General features: G+C 72.5%; 20 protein-coding genes. 6 read left to right on the forward strand and 14 right to left on the reverse strand.

All coding sequences use genetic code 11. The features are described 5' to 3' along the window. Positions 1–34: 34 nt before the first annotated feature. From Sdagh_RS14285 to Sdagh_RS14305, 5 genes are all read right to left on the reverse strand, one after another. On the reverse strand, positions 35–2194 hold the full coding sequence (locus Sdagh_RS14285; protein ID WP_190077498.1) for a hypothetical protein: 2160 nt from the start codon (positions 2192–2194) through the stop codon (positions 35–37). 157 nt (positions 2195–2351) lie between these two features. Then, on the reverse strand, positions 2352–2780 hold the full coding sequence (locus Sdagh_RS14290) for a DUF6113 family protein (RefSeq protein WP_226535116.1): 429 nt from the start codon (positions 2778–2780) through the stop codon (positions 2352–2354). Further along, positions 2777–3655 (reverse strand): N-acetyl-1-D-myo-inositol-2-amino-2-deoxy-alpha-D-glucopyranoside deacetylase, encoded by an 879-nt coding sequence (gene mshB, locus Sdagh_RS14295; RefSeq protein ID WP_190077499.1) that lies wholly within the window; start codon positions 3653–3655, stop codon positions 2777–2779. The genes Sdagh_RS14290 and mshB overlap by 4 nt, the downstream gene beginning before the upstream one ends. A gap of 79 nt (positions 3656–3734) precedes the next feature. Then, complete coding sequence (locus Sdagh_RS14300; protein WP_190077500.1) at positions 3735–4121, reverse strand: DUF3592 domain-containing protein; 387 nt, start codon at positions 4119–4121, stop codon at positions 3735–3737. An 88-nt stretch (positions 4122–4209) separates the two neighbouring features. Continuing rightward, positions 4210–4404, reverse strand: a complete 195-nt coding sequence (locus Sdagh_RS14305) for a hypothetical protein (RefSeq protein WP_189415312.1) — start codon at positions 4402–4404, stop codon at positions 4210–4212. Positions 4405–4601: 197 nt separating this feature from the next. On the opposite strand from Sdagh_RS14305, the gene Sdagh_RS37170 reads away from it, so the two are divergent. Beyond that, the gene (locus tag Sdagh_RS37170) at positions 4602–6734 is read left to right on the forward strand and encodes a prolyl oligopeptidase family serine peptidase (protein ID WP_190077501.1); all 2133 of its coding nucleotides are present in this window, start codon (positions 4602–4604) and stop codon (positions 6732–6734) included. A 128-nt stretch (positions 6735–6862) separates the two neighbouring features. On the opposite strand, the gene Sdagh_RS14325 is transcribed toward Sdagh_RS37170, so the two are convergent. Genes Sdagh_RS14325 through Sdagh_RS14345 form a run of 5 tightly spaced genes read right to left on the reverse strand, consistent with a single transcriptional unit; the run spans position 6863 to position 12429 of the window. Continuing rightward, positions 6863–7921 carry an ABC transporter ATP-binding protein gene (locus tag Sdagh_RS14325; protein ID WP_189415316.1) on the reverse strand — a complete coding sequence of 353 codons (1059 nt, stop codon included), beginning with the start codon at positions 7919–7921 and terminating at the stop codon, positions 6863–6865. Beyond that, a complete protein-coding gene (locus tag Sdagh_RS14330; protein WP_190077502.1) occupies positions 7914–8888 on the reverse strand; it encodes an ABC transporter ATP-binding protein in 975 nt (324 codons plus the stop codon). Before Sdagh_RS14330 ends, Sdagh_RS14325 begins: the two co-directional genes overlap by 8 nt. Positions 8889–8897: 9 nt before the next feature. Next, positions 8898–9878, reverse strand: coding sequence for an ABC transporter permease (locus Sdagh_RS14335; RefSeq protein ID WP_189415320.1), 981 nt, complete (start codon positions 9876–9878; stop codon positions 8898–8900). Next, on the reverse strand, positions 9871–10794 hold the full coding sequence (locus Sdagh_RS14340) for an ABC transporter permease (RefSeq protein ID WP_189415322.1): 924 nt from the start codon (positions 10792–10794) through the stop codon (positions 9871–9873). Before Sdagh_RS14340 ends, Sdagh_RS14335 begins: the two co-directional genes overlap by 8 nt. 6 nt (positions 10795–10800) lie before the next feature. After that, complete coding sequence (locus Sdagh_RS14345; protein WP_190077503.1) at positions 10801–12429, reverse strand: peptide ABC transporter substrate-binding protein; 1629 nt, start codon at positions 12427–12429, stop codon at positions 10801–10803. A gap of 336 nt (positions 12430–12765) precedes the next feature. Between Sdagh_RS14345 and Sdagh_RS14350 the strand changes: the two genes are divergently transcribed. The 5 genes from Sdagh_RS14350 (at position 12766) to Sdagh_RS14370 (ending at position 18662) form a co-directional block, all read left to right on the forward strand. After that, positions 12766–14625 carry an ABC transporter substrate-binding protein gene (locus Sdagh_RS14350; RefSeq protein WP_190077504.1) on the forward strand — a complete coding sequence of 620 codons (1860 nt, stop codon included), beginning with the start codon at positions 12766–12768 and terminating at the stop codon, positions 14623–14625. Between the two features lie 62 nt (positions 14626–14687). Continuing rightward, complete coding sequence (locus Sdagh_RS14355) at positions 14688–15707, forward strand: ABC transporter permease (protein ID WP_226535355.1); 1020 nt, start codon at positions 14688–14690, stop codon at positions 15705–15707. Then, positions 15704–16624 carry an ABC transporter permease gene (locus tag Sdagh_RS14360; RefSeq protein WP_189415330.1) on the forward strand — a complete coding sequence of 307 codons (921 nt, stop codon included), beginning with the start codon at positions 15704–15706 and terminating at the stop codon, positions 16622–16624. The genes Sdagh_RS14355 and Sdagh_RS14360 overlap by 4 nt, the downstream gene beginning before the upstream one ends. Then, on the forward strand, positions 16621–17685 hold the full coding sequence (locus tag Sdagh_RS14365) for an ABC transporter ATP-binding protein (RefSeq protein WP_189415332.1): 1065 nt from the start codon (positions 16621–16623) through the stop codon (positions 17683–17685). Before Sdagh_RS14360 ends, Sdagh_RS14365 begins: the two co-directional genes overlap by 4 nt. Continuing rightward, entirely contained in the window at positions 17682–18662 is a 981-nt protein-coding gene (locus tag Sdagh_RS14370) for an ABC transporter ATP-binding protein (RefSeq protein WP_189415334.1), read from the forward strand. The genes Sdagh_RS14365 and Sdagh_RS14370 overlap by 4 nt, the downstream gene beginning before the upstream one ends. A 60-nt stretch (positions 18663–18722) precedes the next feature. Here Sdagh_RS14370 and Sdagh_RS14375 read toward each other — a convergent pair whose 3' ends face one another. Genes Sdagh_RS14375 through Sdagh_RS14390 form a run of 4 tightly spaced genes read right to left on the reverse strand, consistent with a single transcriptional unit; the run spans position 18723 to position 22788 of the window. Next, positions 18723–19868: an ABC transporter ATP-binding protein gene (locus Sdagh_RS14375; protein WP_189415336.1), complete on the reverse strand. Its 1146-nt coding sequence runs from the start codon at positions 19866–19868 to the stop codon at positions 18723–18725. After that, positions 19861–20916, reverse strand: coding sequence for an ABC transporter ATP-binding protein (locus Sdagh_RS14380; RefSeq protein WP_190077505.1), 1056 nt, complete (start codon positions 20914–20916; stop codon positions 19861–19863). The genes Sdagh_RS14375 and Sdagh_RS14380 overlap by 8 nt, the downstream gene beginning before the upstream one ends. Positions 20917–20927: 11 nt before the next feature. Beyond that, complete coding sequence (locus tag Sdagh_RS14385) at positions 20928–21869, reverse strand: ABC transporter permease (RefSeq protein WP_189415340.1); 942 nt, start codon at positions 21867–21869, stop codon at positions 20928–20930. Next, positions 21862–22788, reverse strand: a complete 927-nt coding sequence (locus Sdagh_RS14390; protein ID WP_189415342.1) for an ABC transporter permease — start codon at positions 22786–22788, stop codon at positions 21862–21864. Before Sdagh_RS14390 ends, Sdagh_RS14385 begins: the two co-directional genes overlap by 8 nt. Positions 22789–22945: the final 157 nt, after the last annotated feature.

The following is a 22945-nucleotide window of genomic DNA, read 5'->3' on the forward strand; positions in this document are numbered from 1 at the left end:
GGGCGTCCGCGGACGCCCCCCTCGCCGGCCGGCGTCAGCTCGGGTCGGTGTCGATGACCGCCACGCGGTCGGTGGTGCTCAGCAGGGCCTGGCGGAGGGCGCCGTAGACGTCCTGCGGGGTGACGGCCGTCTTCTCGCCGCTGGCGCGGGTGATGAGCACGCCGTCGAAGGTCTGGCCGTACAGCTCCTGGAGGGCGTCCAGGTCGGGCTTGTCGACCAGCTTGCCGTCGACCGCGGTGACCCGGAGGAATTTCCACAGGGACTTCTGCGGGCTCATCTCGATGGTGTGCGCCGCGTCGGTCCGCACGACCACGTTGGCCGACATCGCCGGCTCGGCGAACTCCTTCATCTCCCGGTCGACCTCGGCCTTGGTGACCTGGGGCTGCCGGGCGGTGGTGGGCACCTTCACCGCCGCGGAGGTGCCGGTCCCCACCTGGGTACGGTACGCCTCGGCGACCGCGTCGGCCGACCGGTCCGCGTCGATGCCCTTGCCCGCCTTGGGGTAGACCGGGACGGCCGCGCCGGACTTGAACTCGATCCCGCCCTCGGCCATGGAGCCCGAGCCGCCGGCCGCGCGTTCCAGGGCGGCCTGGAGCTTCTCCTCGTCGACCGGCATCACGGGGTCGACGACCCGGTGGTTGCCGAAGAGGGAGGCGATGACGGTGACCGGGTTGTAGTCGCTGTGCGCGGCGACGTCGACCGTGGCCTGGACGTCGAACTGGAGGCCCGCCTGGTCCGGCTTGAGGGCGACCGTGTCGCCGTCGACGGTGAGCTTCAGCTCCTTGTTCACCCGGTCGTCGAAGGCGGCGTCGAGCTTCTCGACGGCGTCGTCCCGGGTGCCGCCGCCGATGTCGACGCCGAGCACGGTGGTGCCCTTGGGCACGTCGGAGTGGTTCATCAGCAGACCGGCGCCGTAGGCGACACCGCCCACGAAGATCACGGCACCGCAGAGCAGGACGAGCTTGTTCCGGCCCTTCTTCTTGGCCGGCTTGGCCGGCTTGGCCGGGGCGGCGGGGGCCGGGGCGGGCGCCGGGGCCGGGGTGACGGGCTCGGGGCGGGCCTGCGGCGTCGGGCCGCCGACGGGCGCGCCGTTCTGGAACGGAACGCTCCGGTCGCCGGGGACGACGGGGATGCCGCTGGTGACGGTGTTGCCCGAGACGTTGTCCGGGTGGCCGAAGGGGCCGCCGGCCGGGGGCTCCGGGGCCTGCGCCTGTGCCTGCGGGGTGAGGATCGCGGTGTCGTCGCTGAGTCCGCCGCCGGGGACGCCGGGCAGCGTGCCGGTGTCCGCCGAGGCCGGCGAGGGAGGCGGGGTCAGGGGGCCGTCGCCGGTGACCGGGCCGCCGGTCGGGCCGGCCGGGCCGGCCGGGCCGCCGGGAGCGGTGAAGTCCTCGTGTCCGCGCGCCTCCCCGGGGCCGGGACCGGCACCGGGGCCGGGGCCCGTGCCCGTGCCGGGCTCGGTGAAGTAGGGCAGGTCGTCGCGGCGCGGTTCCTGGCCGGTGTGGGAGCCGGGGCCGGTGCCGGGACGGGGGCCGTCGCCCAGGGGACCGGCGGCCAGCGCCTCGGTGACGTCGAAGGAACCGGTGCCGCCGCCGTGTCCGGGCGCGACGGGTCCGCCGGTCGCCCCGGTCGGTCCCGTGCCGCCCGGGGAGCGCGGCCGGGAGCCACCGGACGCGTTCATGGCGCCGACGATCCCGCCGGGCCGGCCGGTGCCGCTCGGGGGCGGGGCCGGGGCGGGGCCGCCCGCCGGACCGGCCGCGGGGGCGGCGCCCTTGGCGGGAGCGCCCGCCGGGCCGCCCTTGGGCGCCGGGGACTTGCGGGGCGCGAACCAGTCGCTGGTCGGTTTCTCGGCGGCGGGCCGGGCCGGCTCGGCGGGGGCACCGGCGGTCCGCGCGGACGCCCGCGCGTCCTCGGGCGCCGCGGCCTCGGCCTCCGGCTCGGGGGTGCCGTCCTCGGCCTCGCCGACCGGCTTGCGCACCACCACGGGCGGGATGGGCCGTGATCCGGGGATGTTGATCCGGATCCGGGTGGTCAGCGTCGTCTCGGTCTTGCGCTCGTCCGGCCGGGCGGCCGGACGTCCCGCGCCCGCACCCGTGTCGGGACCCGTCGGCGTCCCGTAGGGCGGCGTGCCCGACGGGTACGCGGCTCCGCCGCGCCCGTGGGGTCCGGAGGACGGAGTGTCAGTTTCACGACTCAAGGCAGGTTCTCCCGGTTGGCTCCGCCGCCCGTCACACCTACGAAGCGGGCGGCTCGGCGGCGCGCACCACCATACTGGCCGCTGGTCACGCGTATCCCGTGACCGCCGGGGAAACCCTCGCGGGGCCCGCACCCGCGCGCGGCGGCGAAGTAGTACGTCACTTGCCAAGTCGGACGGGGTCGCCGTCCGGTTGCCGAACGGGGGCGAGGGTGGCACAGATCACAGCCACCGCGATGCCCCCGAGCAGGAAGAGGTACGAACCGCTTCCCGCGGCGAAGAGGAAGTCGCCCTCCGGCCTGCTGGCCGTGAGGAAGATGACGGCGGCCGCCCAGCCGACGGCCGCCGCGACGGCCGCGCCCCGGTGCCCCGCGGCACGGGCCGCGCCCACCACGAGCCCGGCCTCGGCGGCGAGGGCGAGCAGCAGCCCGCCCGGGAACCAGGCGGGCTGCACCAGCGCGCCGGCCACCCCGGTCAGGGCGCCGAGCACGAGCAGGAGCAGGTGGAGGACGGCCCGCCCGGCGGACGGCGGGCGCAGCGGCCGGGCGAGCAGCGGGGGCTGCCCGGCCGGTCCGGTCCGGCCGCTCACGACGCCGCCCCGGCGTCCGCCGCGAGGCCCGCGAACAGGTCGGTGGCGCGGGCCTCCGGCAGGGGCTGTCCGGCGGCGAGTTCGTAGTACTCGGTGGTGAAGAGGGGCTGGGCCAGCGCGTTGGAGAGCGCGAAGCAGGACCCGGCGACCTCGATCTGGGTGGCGTGCGCCCGCATGGCGGCGGCCTTGGCGGCGGCGTAGGGGGTGTCGCCGGCCGCGATCTCCACGTCGATCCGCTCGTCCTCGACCACGCCGGGTACGTCGTCCGCGGTGGCGGCCCGGTCGAAGGGGAGGCCGCGCAGTTCCTCGCCGAGCCGGGCGAAGGCGGCCTCGGCGGTGGTGCGCGGGACGCGGTTCCAGTAGACGCGGGCGGGGCCGTGCCCGGCCGCGGCGGCCAGTTCGGCGGCGCGCGTGGCGACGCGGTGGGCCTGGATGTGGTCGGGGTGGCCGTAGCCGCCGTCCGGGTCGTAGGTGACGAGGACCTGGGGGCGGGTCTCGCGGATCACCTCGGCCAGCAGCGCGGCGGCCTCGTCGACGTCGGCCTGCCAGAAGCAGCCGGGGTCCTCGTTGTCGGGGAGCCCCATCATCCCGGAGTCGGCGAACCGGCCGGGGCCGCCGAGCAGCCGGACGTCACGCACGCCCAGCTCGCCCATCGCGGTGGTCAGCTCGCCCATCCGGTGCCGGCCGAGGGCGGGGCCATTCAGGTGCGCCAGCTCGGGCGGGATGACCTCGCCCCGCTCCCCGAGCGTGCAGGTCACCAGCGTCACCTGGGCGCCTTCGGCCGCGTACCGGGCCATGGTCGCGCCGTTGTTGATCGACTCGTCGTCCGGGTGCGCGTGCACCAGCAGCAGACGCCGCGAGGGCTGTTCGGTCATGGCCCCCAGCCTACGAGGGGTTTTCCACAGGCCCGCACCCGGCGCGGTCCGCCGTCCCGGCCCGGCGCCCGCGCGGGGTTCAGGAGACCGCGGCGACCAGGGCGGCGCAGGTCAGGAAGGTCAGGGCGCAGGCCAGGACGAAGGCGGCCGGGGCGGTCATGTGGCGGCGGGTGAGGACGCGGGCCGACCCGGGGTCGCGGGGCAGGTAGACGACGGCCACCCGGCGGCCGGCCGCGAGCGCCGTGCCGGGGCCGTGCGGGCCCGGCGTGAACTCCACGCGGTACCCCTCGCCGTCGGCGAAGGCTATGATCGGCGCCCGCGCGGGGCCGCCGCCGGTCACGACGCCCGTCGTGCGGACGCCGTGCCGACGCAGCCGCCGCGCCCGTGCCGCCTCGTGGAGACCGGCCCACAGGAGCGCGGCCCCCGCCAGGCCGCACAGCACGGTGGCCATCAGGGCGTTCGGCATGCCTCGGCTCCTCCGTATCCGAATATCCTTGCGAGGACGGATACGGGGACGCGGAGGGCGTGCCGGTCGGTTGCGGTGGGGGTCCGGGTCAGAAGCTGATGCTGCCGATCATGCCGGCGATGTTCGACGTCAGTTCGCTGATCGTGGGAGCGATCGTGGAGGAGGCGAGGTAGAAACCCAAGAGCATGCAGACGACTGCATGCCCCGCCTTCAGTCCGGACTTCCTGATCAGCAGGAAGACGATGATCGCCAGCAGCACCACCGCCGAAATCGAGAGTGCCACGGCGGCTCACCTCCAAAGGAACCCAGGGACATGGGGGGTCGAACGCGGTCGGGACGTCGGAACCATGGGGGCAGATAAATCCACACAGCGGGCAGCAGGTTGATACCCACTATGCGCTAGTGATCATAACTATGAGTACGCGCGCATCGATCGGCGCACAGCCGCACAAGGGGGCGCATGGCCAATATGGTCGGGGGATGACGACCGAGGCTGACTCCTTCCCCAGACGGCACGCCCGCACCCAGCGGTTCACCCTCGGCGCGCCGCGTTCCTTCACCGTGGCGCCCGACGGCTCCCGTGTCGTGTTCCTCCGTTCCGCGTCCGGCACGGACCGCGCGAACGCCCTGTGGGTGCTCGACCCGGCGGACGGTGCGGAGCGCCTCGCGGCCGACCCGCGCGCCCTGCTGGGCGGTGCGGAGGAGGACCTGCCGCCCGAGGAACGGGCCCGCCGCGAACGCAGCCGCGAGGGCGGCGCCGGCATCGTCGGCTACGCCACCGACGCGGCCGTCGAACTGGCCTCTTTCGCCTTGTCAGGGCGGCTTTTCACGGCCGAAACGCGGACCGGTGCGGTGCGTGAACTGCCCGTCGCCGGGCCGGTGATCGACCCGCGGCCCGCTCCCGACGGGCGGCATGTGGCGTACGTGGCGCGGGGCGCGCTGCGGGTCACGGGGGCCGGGGGCGACGGCGACCGCGCGCTGGCCGAGCCCGAGGCGGCGGGGGTCACGTACGGGCTGGCGGAGTTCATCGCCGCCGAGGAGATGGGGCGGACCAGGGGATTCTGGTGGGCCCCGGAGTCGGACCGGCTGCTGGTGGCGCGGGTGGACGACACGCCGGTACAGCGGTGGTGGATCGCCGACCCCGCGCACCCGGAGCGTGACCCACACCACGTCGCGTACCCGGCGGCCGGCACCCCCAACGCCGAGGTGCGGCTGTTCGTGATCGGCCTGGACGGCAGCCGTACGGAGGTCGGCTGGGACCGGGGGCGCTACCCGTACCTGGCACGAGTGCACTGGTCAGCGGCGGGTGCCCCGCTACTGCTCGTACAGACGCGCGATCAGCGCGGTCAGGTCTGCCTGGCCGTGGACCCGGAGTCCGGGCGGACCCGGATGGTGCACGCCGACGAAGATCAAGATTGGCTGGAACTTTTCCCCGGAGTGCCCTGCTGGAGCCCCTCCGGGCACCTGGTCCGCATCGCGGACGAGGGCGGCGCCCGGGTGCTGGCCTTCGGGGAACGCCCGCTGACCGGCGCGCAGTTGCACGTGCGGGCGGTGCTGGACGTCTCCGGCCAGGACGTCCTGGTCACGGCGTCGGCGGGCGCCGAGGCGGCCGAGGCGGAGACGGGCGAGATCCATGTGTACCGCGTCAACGAACTGGGGGTGGAACGCGTCTCCCGGGAACCCGGCGTGCATACGGCCGTGCGCGCCGGGGGCGTGACCGTCCTGGTCTCCGCGACGCCCGGCCGGCCGGGCAGCCGGGCCCAGGTCCTGCGGGACGCCGATCGCGGCGGTGACCGGAAAGCGGTGGCGACTGTCACGTCGTACGCCGAAGATCCCGGTCTGTCCCCGCGTGTGACGCTCACCCGAGGGGGCGCACGCCGTGTCCCGTGCGCCGTGCTTATGCCAACGGACTACCACGGCGACACCCCCCTCCCGGTGCTGCTCGACCCCTACGGTGGCCCGCACGGCCAGCGAGTGGTCGCCGCGCACAACGCCCACCTCACCTCCCAGTGGTTCGCGGACCAGGGGTTCGCGGTGGTCGTCGCCGACGGGCGCGGCACCCCGGGGCACTCCCCCGCCTGGGAGAAGGCCGTCAAGGACGACCTCGCGGCGGTCGTCCTCCAGGACCAGGTGGACACGCTGCACGCGCTCGCCGCCGACTTCCCCCTCGACCTCGGCCGGGTCGCGATCCGCGGCTGGTCCTTCGGCGGCTACCTCGCGGCGCTCGCGGCCCTGCGCCGCCCGGACGTCTTCCACGCGGCGGTGGTCGGCGCCCCGGTCACCGACCTGCGCCTGTACGACACCCACTACCAGGAGCGCTACCTCGGGGACCCGGCGGAGCGGCCCGAGGTCTACCGGCGCAACTCGCTGATCGACGACGCGGGCCTGGTCGACGCCGCCGAGCCGCACCGCCCGATGATGATCATCCACGGGCTGGCGGACGACAACGTGGTGGTCGCCCACTCCCTGCGGCTCTCCTCGGCCCTGCTGGCGGCCGGCCGGCCGCACGAGGTGCTGCCGCTGTCCGGCGTCACCCACATGACCCCGCAGGAGTCGGTCGCGGAGAACCTGCTGCTGCTCCAGGTCGACTTCCTCAGGCGCGCCCTGGCATAGCGCCCCAAACCCGCGCGAACCTCTTTAACACAGCGGCAACTCGACGGACGCGGGACCGATATACGGACGCGTCAGGCTGTACAGCGTACGGCCGTGCGGGTGCCGTGAACGGGCCGGGATGCGCCATGTCATCCCGGCCCGTTGCCGTGCTCCCGTCCCGTCTCCGGCGGCACCACCCGGATCTCCTCCGCGAAGTGGCACGCCGAGTCGTGCGCCGCGGGGCCGCGGGTGCCCCGGAACTCGGCGGGGACCGCCAGCAGCGGCACCTCCAGGGCGCAGCGCTCCCGCGCCTTGAAGCAGCGGGTGCGGAAGCGGCAGCCGGAGGGGATGTTCGTCGGGGAGGGCACGTCGCCGGCGAGGATGATCCGCTCGCGGTGTTCGCGGGCCTCGGGGTCGGGGACGGGCACGGCGGAGAGCAGCGCCTGGGTGTAGGGGTGCGTGGGGTGGTCGTAGATCTCGGCGTCGCGGCCGGTCTCCACGATGCGGCCGAGGTACATCACGCCGACCCGGTCGGAGATGTGCCGGACGATCGACAGGTCGTGGGCGATGAAGACGTAGGAGAGGTGGAACTCCTCCTGGAGGCGGCCCATCAGGTTGATGACCTGGGCCTGCACGGAGACGTCGAGGGCGGAGACCGGTTCGTCGGCGACGATGATCTCGGGGCGCAGGGCGAGGCCGCGGGCGATGCCGATGCGCTGGCGCTGGCCGCCGGAGAACTGGTGGGGGTAGCGGTTGATGTACTCCGGGTTGAGGCCGACGACGTCGAGGAGGTCCCGCACCCGGCGGCGCCGGTCGCCCTTCGGCGCGGCCTCGGGGTGGATCTCGTACGCCTCCCCGATGATGTCGCCGACCGTCATGCGGGGGTTGAGGGAGGTGTAGGGGTCCTGGAAGACCATCTGGATGTTGCGCCGGACCGCCTTCAGCGCCTTTCCCGACAGGCGGGTGATGTCCTCGCCCCGGTAACGGATCCGTCCGGCCGTCGGCTGCTCCAGGCCGACCAGCATCTTGGCGACCGTGGACTTGCCGCAGCCGGACTCGCCGACGATGCCGAGGGTCTCGCCCGCGTCGAGGTGGAAGTCCACGCCGTCGACCGCCTTGACCGCGCCGACCTGCTTCTTGAAGAGGACGCCGCGGGTGAGGGGGTAGTGCTTGACGAGGCCGGAGACCTCCAGGATCGGCTCAGTCATGCAGGCACTCCCGCCAGAAGTGGCAGGCGCTGCCGCGAGTGTCGCCCACCTGGTAGAGCGGGGGTTCGTCGGTGCGGCAGACGTCCCTCGCCAGCGGGCAGCGCGGATGGAAGGCGCAGCCCGGCGGGATCGCGGTGAGGCTGGGCGGCAGGCCCTTGATGGCGTACAGCTCCCGGCCCTTCTGGTCGAGCCGGGGGATGGAGTCCAGCAGGCCCCGGGTGTAGGGGTGGGCGGGCGCCTTGTAGATCTCGTGGACGGGGGCGGTCTCGACGATCCGGCCCGCGTACATCACGGCGATCTCGTCGGCGACGTCCGCGACCACGCCGAGGTCGTGGGTGATGAGGATCAGGCCCATGTCGTACTCGCGCTGGAGGTCCGCGAGGAGGTCCATCACCTGGGCCTGGACGGTGACGTCGAGGGCGGTGGTCGGCTCGTCGGCGATGATCAGCTTCGGCTCCAGGGCCATCGCCATGGCGATCATGATGCGCTGGCGCATGCCGCCGGAGAACTGGTGCGGGTACTGCTTCACCCGCTCCCTCGCGCCCGGGATGCGGACCCGGTCCATCAGTTCGACGGCCCTGGCGCGGGCGTCCCTGCGGGACATGCCCCGGTGGACGGTGAACATCTCCGCGAGCTGGTCGCCGACGGTGAGGACGGGGTTGAGCGAGGACAGCGCGTCCTGGAAGATCATCGCCATCTCGGCGCCGCGCACCGTGCGGCGCTCCTCCTCCTTGAGCTTCAGCAGGTCCCGGCCCTCGAAGAGGACCTCGCCGCCGGTGATCCGGCCGGGCGGGACGTCGAGGATGCCCATGACGGTCTGGGCGGTGACGGACTTGCCGGAGCCGGACTCGCCGAGCACGGCGAGGGTGCGGCCGGCGTCGACGCCGTAGCTGACGCCGTTGACGGCCTCCGCGATCCCGTCCCGGGTGCGGAACTCCACGTGCAGGTCACGCACTTCGAGCAGCATGGCGGCGGCTCACCTCAGCTTCGGGTCGAGGGCGTCGCGCACCGCGTCGCCGAGCATGATGAACGCCAGGACGGTGATCGCGAGGGCCCCGGAGGGCCAGAGCAGCGCGTGCGGGGCGTTGCGGACGTACGGGGCGGCGGCGGAGATGTCGATGCCCCAGGAGACGCTGGGCGGTCTGAGGCCGACACCGAGGAAGGAGAGGGTCGCCTCCAGCGAGATGTAGGTGCCGAGCGCGATGGTGGCGACGACGATGACGGGCGCGACGGCGTTGGGCGTGATGTGGCGCAGCAGCAGGCGGGAGCTGTTCGCGCCGAGGGCGCGGGCGGCCTGGACGTAGTCGTTCTGCTTGGCGGTGATGACGGAGCCGCGGGCGATGCGGGAGATCTGCGGCCAGCCGAGCAGCACGATGAAGCCGATGACCGGCCAGACGGTGTTGCTGGTGATGACGGAGAGCAGGACGAGGCCGCCGAGGACGACGGGGATCGCGAAGAAGATGTCGGTGAGCCGGGAGAGGATCGCGTCCCACACCCCGCCGAAGAACCCGGCGAGCCCGCCGAGCACGCTGCCGAGGACCGCGACCCCGAGCGTGGAGAGGACGCCGACCAGGACGGACGTGCGGGCGCCGTGGACGGTGCGGGTGTAGACGTCGCAGCCCTGGCCGTTGAAGCCGAAGGGATGGCCGGCCTGGGAGCCCTCCTGGGCCTTGGCGAGGTCGCAGTGGAGCGGGTTGCCGGAGGCGATGAGGGACGGCCGGACGGAGATCACGACGAGGAAGAGGATCACCAGGCCGGAGACCAGGAAGACCGGGTTGCGGCGCAGGTCGTGCCAGGCGTCGGACCAGAGGCTGCGGGGCTTGTCCTGGGGGCCGGTGCCGTCCGGGCCGCCCGGTGTCTTCTCGAGCGTGGCCGCCTCGCTCGCCCCGAGGTCCATCGTCCCGCCCATGCCGGTGCCGGCGATGGCCCGCTCGGGCTCGTAGGGCTCTTCAGGCATAGCGGATCCTCGGGTCGAGTACGGCGTACAGGAGGTCGACGAGGAGGTTGGCGACGAGGAAGACCAGGACCAGGACGGTGACGAAACCGACGACGGTCTGGGTGTTCTGGCGCAGGATGCCCTGGTAGAGCTGGTAGCCGACGCCGTGGATGTTGAAGATGCGCTCCGTCACGATCGCGCCGCCCATCAGGGCGCCCACGTCGGTGCCGATGAAGGTGACCACCGGGATGAGGGAGTTGCGCAGCAGGTGCCGGGTGATGACCCGGCGGCGCGGCAGGCCCTTGGCGATGGCGGTGCGGACGTAGTCGGAGCGCCGGTTCTCCGCGATGGAGGTCCGGGTCAGGCGGGTGACGTACGCCAGGGAGACGGAGGCCAGCACCAGGCCGGGCAGGATCAGCTCGTCCACGCGGGCGTCGGAGGAGACGGACGGGGCGATCCACCCCCACTTCACGCCGAGCAGGAGCTGGAGGAGCAGGCCGGTGACGAAGGTGGGGACCGAGATGACGACCAGGGTGAGGAGCAGGACCGCGGTGTCGACGGGGCGGCCGCGGCGCAGGCCGGTGAGGACGCCGAGGGTGATGCCGATGACGATCTCGAAGACCACCGCGATGATCGTGAGCCGGATGGTGACCGGGAAGGCGGTGCCCATCAGCTCGGTGACCGGCTGGCCGTTGAAGGCGGTGCCGAAGTCACCGGTGAAGACGTTGCCCATGTAGGTCGCGTACTGCTGCCAGACCGGCTTGTCGAGGCCGAACTCCCTCCTGAGCCGGGCGGCGGTCGCCGGGTCGCACTCCCGGTCGCCGCAGAGCCCGGCGATCGGGTCGCCCATGACGTTGACCATGAGGAAGATCAGCAGGGTGGCCCCGATGAAGACCGGGATCATCTGGAGCAGCCGTCGGATCACATAGCGGCCCACGGCGGATCAGCTCACCTTGATCTCGTTGTACACCGGGACGCTGAACGGATTGAGCTTCACGCCGGAGAGGCGGTCGGAGTAGCCGGCGCTGCCGTTCTGGTACCAGAGCGGGATGGCGGCCATGTTGTCCCGGACGACGCCCTCGGCCTGCTGGAAGGTCCTGATCGCTTCGGCGGTGTCGGTCTGCCCGTTGGCCTTGTCGATCAGGCCGTCGAACTCGTCGTTCGACCACTTGCCGTCATTGGAGGAGGCGTTGGTGTAGTAGAGCGGCTGGAGGAAGTTCTGGATGAGCGGGTAGTCCATCTGCCAGCCCGCCCGGAAGGGGCCGCTCATCTTCTTGTCGGTGATCTGGTTGCGGAAGTCGGCGAAGGTGCCGACCGGGTTGCCGACGCACGCCTTGTCGTTGCCGAGGGCGTTGTTGACGGAGTTGCAGACCGCGTCGACCCACTGCTTGTGGGAGCCGGTGTCCGAGTTGTACGTGATCTTGACCTGGCCGCCGGGCAGCCCACCGCCGTCCTGGATGAGCTTCTTGGCCTGGTCGGGCTTGTACTCGCAGGCCTCCCCGCACAGGCCCTTCCGGTAGCCGCCGTCCTCGCCGAGCACGGGCGAGGTCCAGTCGGTGGCCGGGGTGCGGGTGTTCTGGAAGATGGTCTTGGTGATCTGGTCGCGGTCGATCGCCATCGACAGGCCCTTGCGGACCTTCTCCGAGCCGCTCTTGTTCCAGTTCTTGTCGTAGTACGGGAACGCGAGGGTCTGGAGGATGCCGGCGGGGGTGTTGATGTACCGGTCGCCGAGGTCGTTCCCGACGTTCTTCAGCTGGGCGGCCGGGACGTCGTCGACCAGGTCGAGGTTGCCGGCCATGAGGTCGGTGTAGGCGGTGTTGTTGTCGGTGTAGACCTTGAGGTCGACGCCGCCGTTGGCCGCCTTGTCGTCGCCGGGGTACCCGTCCCACCGGCGCAGGGACATCTGGGAGCCGCGGGTGTAGTCGTCGACCTGGTACGGCCCGTTGCCGACCGGCTTCCTCAGCCAGTCGGCGTGGTCGTCGAAGAAGGCGCGGGGCAGCGGGGCGTAGGCCGGATAGCCGAGGGTGTCGGGGAAGGTGGAGAACTTCTGGTTCAGCCGGACGGTGAAGGTCCGGTCGCCGGTGACCTCCAGCCCGGAGAGGGTGTCGGCGGTCTGCTCGCTCCCGTCCTCCGGGTGGACCTTGTCGTAGCCCTCGATGTAGCTGAAGAAGTAGGCGTTGCGCTGGTTGTTCTTCAGGGACGCGCCGTAGTTCCAGGCGTCGACGAAGGACTTGGCGGTCACCTTCTCGCCGTTGCTGAACGTCCAGCCGTCCTTGACGGTGACGGTGAAGTCCCGCGAGTCGGAGGTCTCGATCTTCTCCGCGAGCATGTCCTGCGCGTCGCCGCTGTCCGGGTCGTAGCGCTTCAGGCCCCGGAAGATCATGTCCAGCACCTTGCCGCCCTGCACCTCGTTGGTGTTGGCCGGCTCCAGCGGGTTCTGCGGGTCGCCCCAGGAGGAACTGAGCACCGCGTCGGCACCCCCGCCCCCGCCACCGCCACCGCAGCCCGTCGCCGCGAGGGCCACGGCCGCCGCGGCGCAAACGGCCCGGGTGGCGTGCGTCGCTCCGCGCATGGGGTGCCTCCTCGTGTGCGTGGCGCGCCCCGTCTTCCTGACGCGAACCGAGACGCGGGATTCAGTTCAACCCACTATCGCCCTATATGTACGCGATGCCATCTTCACCCCCTCCGTCCGAGGGACCCGGCCCTCCCCGCCCGCCGCCGGTCCCGTACCAGCGGGGCATCAGAGGTCTGGACCACTGGCACGGACGAGAACACCGCCCTCTGTGTTTCCGCTGGCCACACGCGCCCCGAGGGCCCGTTGACGCGTGCATGCAGCACTGATAGACACTCTCCTCACGCAGGTGGCGCCACTGCCGACCCGTCCGAACGACGACGCGAGGTCACCACCATGAGCACGGAAGAACAGCACGGCCCGGGACGCCGGCGGCCATGGCACCGCGCGCTGCGGCGGGCGGCCGGCGCCGGGATCGCGGCCCTGCTCCTCACGGCCGGCCTCGCCACCCCGCTCGACCCGGCACCCCGGCCGGCCGCGGCGGCCGGCGACGGCGAACGGGTCCTGACGGCCGCCGTCGCGCAGAGCGTCGACTCGCTCAACCCGTTCCTCGCCACCCGCCTGGTCAGCACCAGCGTCCTGCGCCTGATGTACGAGTACCTGACCGACTACGACCCCGGCGACGGCCACCCCGTCCCCGGACTGGCCACGAAGTGGACGCCGTCCGCCGACAAGCTCACCTGGACCTACACCCTCCGCACCGACGCCACCTGGTCGGACGGCCGGAGGATCACCGCCGAGGACGCCGCCTGGACGCTCCGGACGATGATGACCGACGAGGAGGCGGCCACCGCCAACGGCAGCTTCGTCGGCAACTTCCGGAAGGTGTCCGCGCCCGACCCCGCCACCCTCGTCGTCGAGCTGGAACGGCCGCAGGCCACGATGACGGCGCTGGACGTGCCGATCGTGCCCAAGCACGTGTGGGAGAAGGCCGGCGACCTCGGGACGTTCGGCAACGACAAGGTCTTCCCGGTCGTCGGCAGCGGTCCGTACGTCCTCACCGGCTACCGGGCCGACAGCTATGTGCGGCTGAAGGCCAACCCCCGGTTCTGGCGCGGGGCGCCGAAGTTCGACGAGCTGGTCTTCAGGTACTACAAGGACGGTGACGCGGCCGTCGCCGCGCTGCGCAAGGGCGAGGTGTCCTTCGTCAGCGGTCTCACCCCCGCCCAGGCCGACGCCCTCCGCGGCCAGGACGACATCGAGGTCAACGACGCGCCGGGCCGCCGCTTCTACGCCCTCGCCACCAACCCCGGCGCCCGCACCAAGGACGGCACCCGCTTCGGCGACGGCCACCCCTCGCTGCTCGACCGGCGGGTCCGCCAGGCCCTCTTCCTCGCCGTGGACCGCGAGACCCTCGTCGACCGGGTCTTCCAGGGCCACGCCGTCGAGGGCGCCGGCTACATCCCGCCCCGCTTCGGCACCTACTTCTGGAAACCCTCGGCCGGGCAGGAACTCCGCTACGACCCCGGCCGGGCCGCCCGCCTCCTCGACCGGGCCGGCTACCGGAAGAACGCCGACGGCAGACGCGTCGGCAAGGACGGCAGGCCGCTCCATTACCGCCTGCTGTGCCACGCCACCGACCCCAACGACAAGGCGGTCGGGCAGTACCTCACCGAGTGGTGGGGCGACCTCGGCATCGGGGTGGAGCTGACCTGCCTGGACAACGTCACCGACCCGTGGCTGGCCGGCACCTACGACCTCGCCTTCGACGGCTGGTCGGTCAACCCCGATCCCGACTTCGTCCTCTCCATCCACACCTGCGGCGCCCTCCCCGCCACCGAGGAGGACACCGGCGCCACCGACAACTTCATCTGCGACAAGCAGTACGACGACCTGTACGCCCGCCAGCTCGCCGAGTACGACCCCGGCAAGCGCGCCGAACTGGTCAAGCGGCTCCAGTCCCGGCTGTACGACCTGGGCTACATGAACGTCATCGCCTACCCCAACGCCCTGGAGGCCTACCGCACCGACCAGGTGGCGAAGCTGCGGACGATGCCGGAGGACGGCGGCAACATCTACGGCCAGGACGGCTACTGGAGCTGGTGGTCGGCCGAGCCCGCCGGCACCGGGGACGGCCCGGACGGCGGCGGCTCCACCGGTGCCGTCGCCGGCGTCGCCGCCGGGGTCGTCGTCCTCGGCGCGGTCCTCGTCTTCCTCGCCCTGCGGCGCCGCTCGACCGCCGACGACCGGGAGTAGCCGGTGGACGCGCACCCGGTCCGGCCGGCACGGGACGGACGCCGGTGACCGCCGCGGACGCCGTGTCCCGCGCGGCGCCCGCACCCGCGGGCGGCGACCGCCGCCGCTCCGGGTACCTCCGCTACGGCCTGGGCCGGATCGGCGGCGCGGTCGTCTCGCTCCTCGCCGTCCTGGTCACCGGCTTCTTCCTGTTCCGGCTCATCCCCGGCGACCCGGTGAAGACCATGACCGGCGGACGCCCGGTCTCCGCCGGGCAACTGGCCGCTTACCGGGAGGAGTTCGGCCTCGACCTGCCGCTGTGGGAGCAGTTCACGGACTACTGCGGCAAGGCGCTCACCGGGGACCTCGGGACCTCGTACCAGTTCCGCGCACCGGTCACCGAGAAGCTCGGCGAGGCGCTCGGCCCCACCCTGCTGCTGACCGTCACGGCCTTCGTCCTCCACACCGCGCTCGGCGTGCTCCTCGGCACCCGGTCGGCCTGGCACCACGGCCGCACAGCCGACCGGCTGCACACCGGGCTGGCGCTGACCCTGTACTCCCTGCCCTCGTTCTGGCTGGGCCTGCTGCTCATCGTCGTCCTGTCCGTCGGCGTCGGCCCGGTGCCCGGCCTCTTCCCGACCGGCGGCATGGAGTCGGGCGCCGAGGAGGGCTTCGCCCACGTCCTCGACGTCGCCCACCACCTGGTGCTGCCGGTGGTCACCCTGGTCGCCGTCGAGTACGGGCAGACCCTGCTGGTGACCCGGTCGGCGCTGCTGGACGAGATGGGGTCCGACTACCTGACCACCGCGCGGGCCAAGGGACTCCGGGACGACCTGGTACGGCGCCGGCACGCGGTGCCCAACGCCCTGCTGCCCACCGTCACCCTGATCTTCGTCAACCTCGGCCGGACGGTCGCCGGGGTGGTCCTGGTGGAGACCGTCTTCTCCTGGCCCGGCCTGGGCGGCCTCTTCTACCAGGCGCTGAGCGTGCCCGATCTGCCCCTGGTGCAGGGGCTGTTCCTCTTCTTCGCCGCGGCGGTGATCATCCTGAACACGGTGGCCGACCTGCTCTACCCCCTGCTCGATCCCCGGGTGGGACGATGACCGCGCCGCCCGCCTCCCCGGCGCCCGCCGGACCGCGGGCCCTGGCGTGGCGGCGACGGCGCCGGGCGGCGGCCCGGTTCTGGCGGGCGTACCGCGGGCACCGGGCCGGGCTGGCGGGCCTGGCCGTCCTGGCGCTGCTGGCGCTGGCCGCCCTCACCGCGCCGCTGACCGTGGGCGGTGACGTGGCGAGCGTGACCGGGGCGCCGGGCCGGCCGCTGGAGGGCCCGAGCGGGCGCTTCCCGCTGGGCACCGACCGGTTCGGCCGGGACCTGCTCGGCCTGCTGGTCTGGGGCACCCGGGTCTCCCTGCTGGTCGGGCTGCTCGCGGCGGTGCTGTCGGTGGCGATCGGCGCGGTGGTCGGCATCACCGCCGGCCACTTCCGGGGGGTGTACGCGACGGTGCTGATGCGGGTCACCGACTGGTTCCTGGTGATGCCGACCCTGGTGCTGGCCATCGTGCTGGCGACCGTCATGTCCCGCTCCCTCGGCACGGTCGTCCTGGCCATCGGCATCACCTCCTGGCCGACCACGGCCCGGCTGGTGCGCGCCCAGACGCTGGCGGTGGAGGCCCGGCCGTACATCGAGCGGGCCAGGGCGCTGGGCGGCGGGCACGGACACGTCATGCTCCGGCACGTGCTGCCCAACGTCATGCCGCTGGTGCTGGCCCAGACCACCCTGATGGTCTCCGCGTCCGTCCTCGCCGAGGCCACCCTCGCCTTCCTCGGGCTCGGTGATCCGGCGGTGGTGTCCTGGGGCGGGCTGCTCCAGGACGCGCGGGAGGCGGGCGCCGTCAGCTCCGGGGACTGGTGGTACCTGGTGCCGCCGGGGGTCGCCATCGCCGCCGTCGCGCTGGCCTTCACCCTGTGCGGCCGGGCGGTGGAGTCGGTGCTCAACCCCCGGCTGGGGGTGGGGCGGTGACGCTGCTGGAGGTCCGGGACCTGCGGGTCACCTATCCGGGCGGGGCCGCCGCCGTGCGGGGCGTCGACCTGACCCTGCCGGCCGGGCGGAAGCTGGGCATCGCCGGGGAGTCGGGCTGCGGCAAGTCCACGCTGGCGCTGGCGCTGCTGCGGCTGCTGCCGGCCGGCACCGAGGTGAGCGGTCGGGTCCTGCTGGACGGGGAGGACGTGCTCACCATGCGCTGGGGCCGGGTACGGGCCGTGCGCTGGGCCGGGGCGTCGATCGTGTTCCAGGGCGCGATGCACTCCCTCAACCCGGTGCACCGCGTCGGCGACCAGATCGCCGAGCCGGTCCTGCTGCACCGGCGGGCGAGCCGGGCGCGCGCCCGCGCCCTCGCCGGTGAGCTGCTGGAACGGGTCGGGCTGTCGGCGGCGCGGGCGACGGCGTATCCGCACCAGCTCTCCGGCGGCCAGCGCCAGCGCGTGATGATCGCCATGGCGCTGGCCTGCGCGCCCCGGCTGATCGTCGCCGACGAGCCGACCACCGCGCTGGACGTGATGGTCCAGGCGCAGATCCTGCGGCTGATCGAGGAGTCCGTCACCGGACACGACCTCGGCCTGATCATGATCAGCCATGATCTGTCGGTGCTGGCGCGGACCTGCGACCGGCTGGCGGTGATGTACGCGGGCCGGGTGGTCGAGGAGGGGCCCGCCGGGGCCGTCCACGAACGGGCCCTGCACCCGTACGCCGCGGCGCTGTCCGCCGCGTTCCCGCGCGTCGGCGACCCGGCCTCCCGGTTCGCGCCCCGCGGTCTGCCCGGCGACCCGCCCGATCCGGCCGCCCTACCCGCCGGCTGCGCCTTCCACCCGCGCTGCCCGGTCGCCCGGGAGGAGTGCGCCACGGACGACATCGCCCTGCGGGAGGCGGCGGGGAGCCGGCGGGCGGCGTGCGTCCTCGTGCCGGGTACCGCCGGCGGACGGCCCGTGCCGGGTACCGCCGGCGGACGGCCCGTGCCGGGGGCCGGCCGCGGGGACCGGCCCCCGGACGGACCTCCGGCCGACCCCTCCGGGAGGACCGCGTGACGACCGTGTCCCCGCTGCTGACCGTGCGCGGTCTGCACGTCACCTTCCCCGGCCGGTACGGCGCTCCGCCGTCCCGGGCCGTGGACGGCGTCGACCTCACCGTGCGGCCCGGCGAGATCGTGGCGCTGGTCGGGGAGTCCGGCTGCGGCAAGAGCACCCTCGCCCGGTCCCTCCTCGGCCTGGTGCGCCCCGCCGCGGGCCGGATCGAGTTCGCCGGGCGCCCGCTGGAGTACCGCTCCCGCGCCCTGAAGGCCCACCGCCGGCGCGTCCAGCTCGTGCTCCAGGACCCCAGCGGCTCGCTCAACCCCCGGCACACGGTGTACGAGGCGGTGGCCGAGGGGCTGCGCGTCCACGGGTACGCCGGTGACGAGAAGGAGGCCGTCACCGGGGCGCTGGCCCGCGCGGGACTGCGTCCGCCCGAACGCTTCCTGCCGCGCCACCCGCACGAACTCTCCGGCGGCCAGCGCCAGCGCGTGGTGATCGCGGGCGCGCTGGTGCTCTCCCCCGACCTGCTGGTCGCCGACGAGCCGGTGGCCTCGCTGGACGCGTCGGTGCGCGGCGAGATCCTGGCGCTGCTGCTGCGCCTGCGCACCGAGCTGGGGCTGGCCGCGCTGGTCGTCACCCACGACCTGGGGCTGGCCTGGAACGCCGCCGACCGGGTGGCGGTGATGTACCTCGGCCGGATCGTGGAGACGGGGCGGGTCGAGCAGGTCCTCACCGCGCCCCGGCACCCCTACACCCGGGCCCTGCTGTCGGTGCTCCCGGACACCCCGGGCGACCCGGTGGTGCTGTCCGGCGAGCCGCCGGACCCGTCCCGTGTCCCTTCCGGCTGCCGCTTCCGGCCGCGCTGCCCGGTCCTGGCGAGCGGCGCGGCGGACCGGGCGGGGGTGGCGGACCGGTGCCGTACGGAGGACCCGGCGCTCGCGGACGGCGGCGGGGGCGTGGACGTCGCCTGCCACTGGGCCGCCCGCGCCTGAGCGGAGAAACGCCGATTCCCGGCACCCCTGGGGGATGCCGGGAATCGGGGGGGCGAGGGATCAGGCCGCGTGGACGACGTCCTTCTCCTCGGCGAAGTGGCACGCCGACTCGTGGGCCGCCGGGCCGTCCGCGCCCTTGAAGCGCTCGGGAATCGCCAGCAGCGGGGCCTCCTGCGCGCACTTGTCCTGCGCCTTCCAGCAGCGGGTGCGGAAGGAGCAGCCGGACGGCGGGTTGGCCGGCGAGGGCACGTCACCGGTGAGGATGATGCGCTCGCGGTGGTCGCGCGAGTCGGGGTCGGGCACGGGCACCGCGGAGAGCAGCGCCTGCGTGTACGGGTGCGTCGGGTGGTCGTAGATCTGCACGTCGGTGCCGATCTCCGCGATCTTCCCGAGGTACATCACGCCGACCCGGTCGGAGATGTGCCGGACGATGGACAGGTCGTGCGCGATGAAGATGTAGGAGAGGTCGAACTCGTCCTGGAGCTTCTCCATCAGGTTGATGACCTGTGCCTGGACGGACACGTCCAGCGCCGACACCGGCTCGTCGCAGATGATGACCTCCGGGTTGAGCGCGAGGCCGCGGGCGATGCCGATGCGCTGGCGCTGACCGCCGGAGAACTGGTGCGGGTAGCGGTTGATGTACTCCGGGTTCAGGCCCACGACGTCGAGGAGGTCCTGCACCCGGCGCCGCCGGTCGCCCTTGGGGGCCGACTCGGGGTGGATGTCGAAGGTCTCCCCGATGATGTCGCCGACCGTCATGCGCGGGTTCAGCGAGGTGTACGGGTCCTGGAACACCATCTGGATGTTGCGGCGTACGGCCTTCAGCGCGCGCCCGGACAGCTTGGTGATGTCCTGGCCCTTGTAGAAGACCTCGCCCGCGGTGGCCCGCTCCAGGTTCATCAGGAGCTTGGCGACCGTGGACTTGCCGCAGCCGGACTCGCCGACGATGCCGAGGGTCTCGCCCTGGTAGAGGTCGAAGGAGACGCCGTCGACGGCCTTGACGGCGCCGATCTGCCGCTTGAAGAGGACGCCCTGGGTCAGCGGGAAGTGCTTCTTCAGGTTGCGGACCTGGAGGATCGGCTCGCCCCGGTCCACCCGCTTGTCCAGCGCGACGACCGCCGCGTCCTCGGTGGCCGCGTCGACGACGTCGACCTCCGTGACGTTCGGCGTGGCGTCCACGGCCTCGTCCTTCCTGATCTCAGCCATGGATCGTCTCCTTCCAGAAGTGGCAGGCGCTGCGCCGGCCCAACAGGGCGGAGCCGTCGGGCTCGGTCACCTCGAACAGCGGCGGGGTGTCGGTGCGGCAGATGTCCTGCGCCTTGGGGCAGCGCGGGTTGAACGCGCAGCCCGACGGCGTGCGGAGCAGGTTGGGCGGCAGCCCCTGGATCGCGTACAGCTCCTGGCCCTTCTGGTCCAGGCGCGGGATGGAGTCCAGCAGCCCCCGGGTGTAGGGGTGCGCGGGGCGCTTGTACAGCTCGTGCACCGGGGCCTGTTCGACGATGCGGCCCGCGTACATCACGGCGATCTTGTCGGCCACGTCGGCGACGACGCCGAGGTCGTGGGTGATCAGGATCAGACCCATGTGGTACTCGCGCTGCAGCTCGGCGAGGAGGTCCATGACCTGGGCCTGGACCGTCACGTCGAGGGCCGTGGTCGGCTCGTCGGCGATGATCAGGTCCGGCTCCAGGGCGAGCGCCATCGCGATCATGATGCGCTGGCGCATACCGCCGGAGAACTGGTGCGGGTAGTCGTTGACCCGGGCCGCGGCGGCGGGGATCTTCACCCGGTCCATCAGCTCGATGGACCTGGCCTTGGCCTCCTTCTTGCTCAGCCCCTGGTGGACGCGGAACATCTCACCGAGCTGGTACCCGACGGACAGCACCGGGTTGAGGGAGGACAGCGCGTCCTGGAAGATCATCGCGATCTTGGCGCCGCGCAGCTTGCGCCGCTCGTCGGCCGCCATCCGCAGCATGTCCTGGCCGCGGAAGAGGATCTCGCCCTGCGGGATCTTCGCCGGGGGCATGTCCAGGATGCCCATGATGGCCTGCGCGGTGACGGACTTACCGGACCCGGACTCGCCGAGCACGGCCAGGGTCTCGCCCGCGGAGACGCTGTAGTTGACGCCGTTGACGGCCCGGACGACGCCGTCGCGGGTGTGGAACTCGACGTGCAGGTCGCGCACTTCGAGCAGCGGCGCGTCGGCACCGCCGTCGGACGGTCCCGGTACGGAAGCGGTCTGGTCGATGATGGTCACGTACGCCTCCCTCAGCGCTGCTTCGGGTCGAGGGCGTTGCGGACCGCCTCACCGAGCATGATGAACGCCAGCACGGTGATGCTGAGCATGATCGACGGGTAGAGCATGATGTACGCCGCGACCCGGATCTGGTTCTGGCCGTCGGAGATGTCGTTGCCCCACGAGGCGCCGTCCAGGCCGAGGCCGAGGTACGACAGCGTGGCCTCGGCACCGATGTAGACACCGAGCGAGATGGTGGCGACGACGATCACCGGGGCGATCGCGTTGGGCAGCACATGGCGGAAGAGGATGCGCGAGGTGCTCGCGCCCAGCGCCTTGGCGGCCTGCACGTAGTCCTGCGACTTGACGGTGATCACCGAGCCGCGCATGACGCGGGCGGTCTGCGTCCAGCCCAGGAAGGTCAGCGCGAGGATGACGATCGGGATGGAGCGCTCGGTGAACGAGTTCAGCATCACCATCGCGCCGAGCAGGAAGGGGATGCCGAAGAACATGTCGGTGATGCGGGAGAGCACCGCGTCGATCCAGCCGCCGAAGTAACCGGCCAGCATGCCCATCAGACCGCCGAGGACGGTGACGGCCAGGGTGGTACCGCCGCCGACCATCAGCGAGGCGCGGGTGCCGTAGATGGCGCGGGCGTACACGCTGCGGCCCTGGGCGTCGTAGCCGAGCCAGTCGGCACCGAAGACGTGCCCGTACTCGGGCTTCTTCAGGTAGTGCGCCGCGAGGTCCTTGGCGTCCGGGCTGGCGCTGGAGAACAGGCCGGGGAAGAACGCGATCACGAGCAGCAGCAGGATCAGCAGCGAGGAGACGATGAAGATCCAGTTGCCGCGCAGGTCGCGCCAGGCGTCGCCCCAGAGACTGCGTGCCTTCTCCGGCTTGGGGTCCGGCAGGCTCTGCCCGTCGGGGGCGGCCGTCGCGGTCTTCTCCGCGGAGGTGGTGGTCAGCTCAGGCATAACGGATCCTCGGGTCCAGGACCGCGTACAGCAGGTCGACGATGAGGCTGGTGACGAGGTAGACGAGGACCAGGATGGTGACCAGGCCGACCAGCGTCGTTCCCTCGCGCCGGGTGATCGCGTCCGCGATCGTGCCGCCGACGCCCTTGATGTTGAAGATGCGCTCGGTCACGATCGCGCCGCCCATCAGGGCACCGAGGTCGGTGCCGAGGAACGTGACGACCGGGATGAGCGAGTTCCGCATCAGGTGGACGCCGACGACGCGGCGCCGCGGCAGGCCCTTGGCGATGGCGGTGCGCATGAAGTCGGAGCGCATGTTCTCGGCGACCGAGGTCCGGGTGAGCCGTGCCACGTAGGCCAGTGAGGCACTGGCCAGCACGATGGCCGGCATCAGCATCTGCCCGATGTCGGTGTCGTCGCTCACCGATGGCGCCCCGCCGGCGTTGGTGACCACCGTCTGGAGGATCAGGCCGAGCACGAAGACCGGCACCGAGATGAGCAGCAGCGTCAGGATGAGGATGAGCGTGTCGGCGGTCTTGCCGGCGCGCATGCCGGAGACCAGGCCGAGGATGATGCCGAGCGCCGCCTCGATGGCGAAGGCCAGTCCGGCGAGCCGCAGCGTCACGGGGAAGGCGTCACCGAGGATCTCGGTCACCGGCCGGCCGCTGGCGATCTGGTTGCCGAAGTCGAAGTGAAGGACGATGCCCTTCATGTAGTCGAAGTACTGGACCAGGATGGGCTTGTCGAGGCCGTACTCGTGCCGCAGGTTCTGCAGCACCTCCGGGCTCGCGCCCTTGTCTCCGAAGAGTCCGCGCACGGGGTCGCCGGGCAGCGCGTAGACCATCAGGAAAATCAGCAGAGTCGTCCCGATGAACACCGGGATCATCTGGAGCAGTCGTCGTATGACGTAGCGCCCCATGGTGCCTCCATGTCAGTTACAGCGGCAGGCCCTTTTCACCGCGCACGCCCGGCCGTCCTCGCGGATGTCCGGTACGTACATGGTGAAAAGGGCCCCCCGGCCGACCGGCCGACACCGTGCCGCACCCTGGGGTGCGGCACGGCACACGCTGTGATCA

This window comes from Streptomyces daghestanicus (genome assembly GCF_020521275.1).
GTDB classification, from domain to species: Bacteria; Actinomycetota; Actinomycetes; order Streptomycetales; family Streptomycetaceae; genus Streptomyces; species Streptomyces griseoviridis.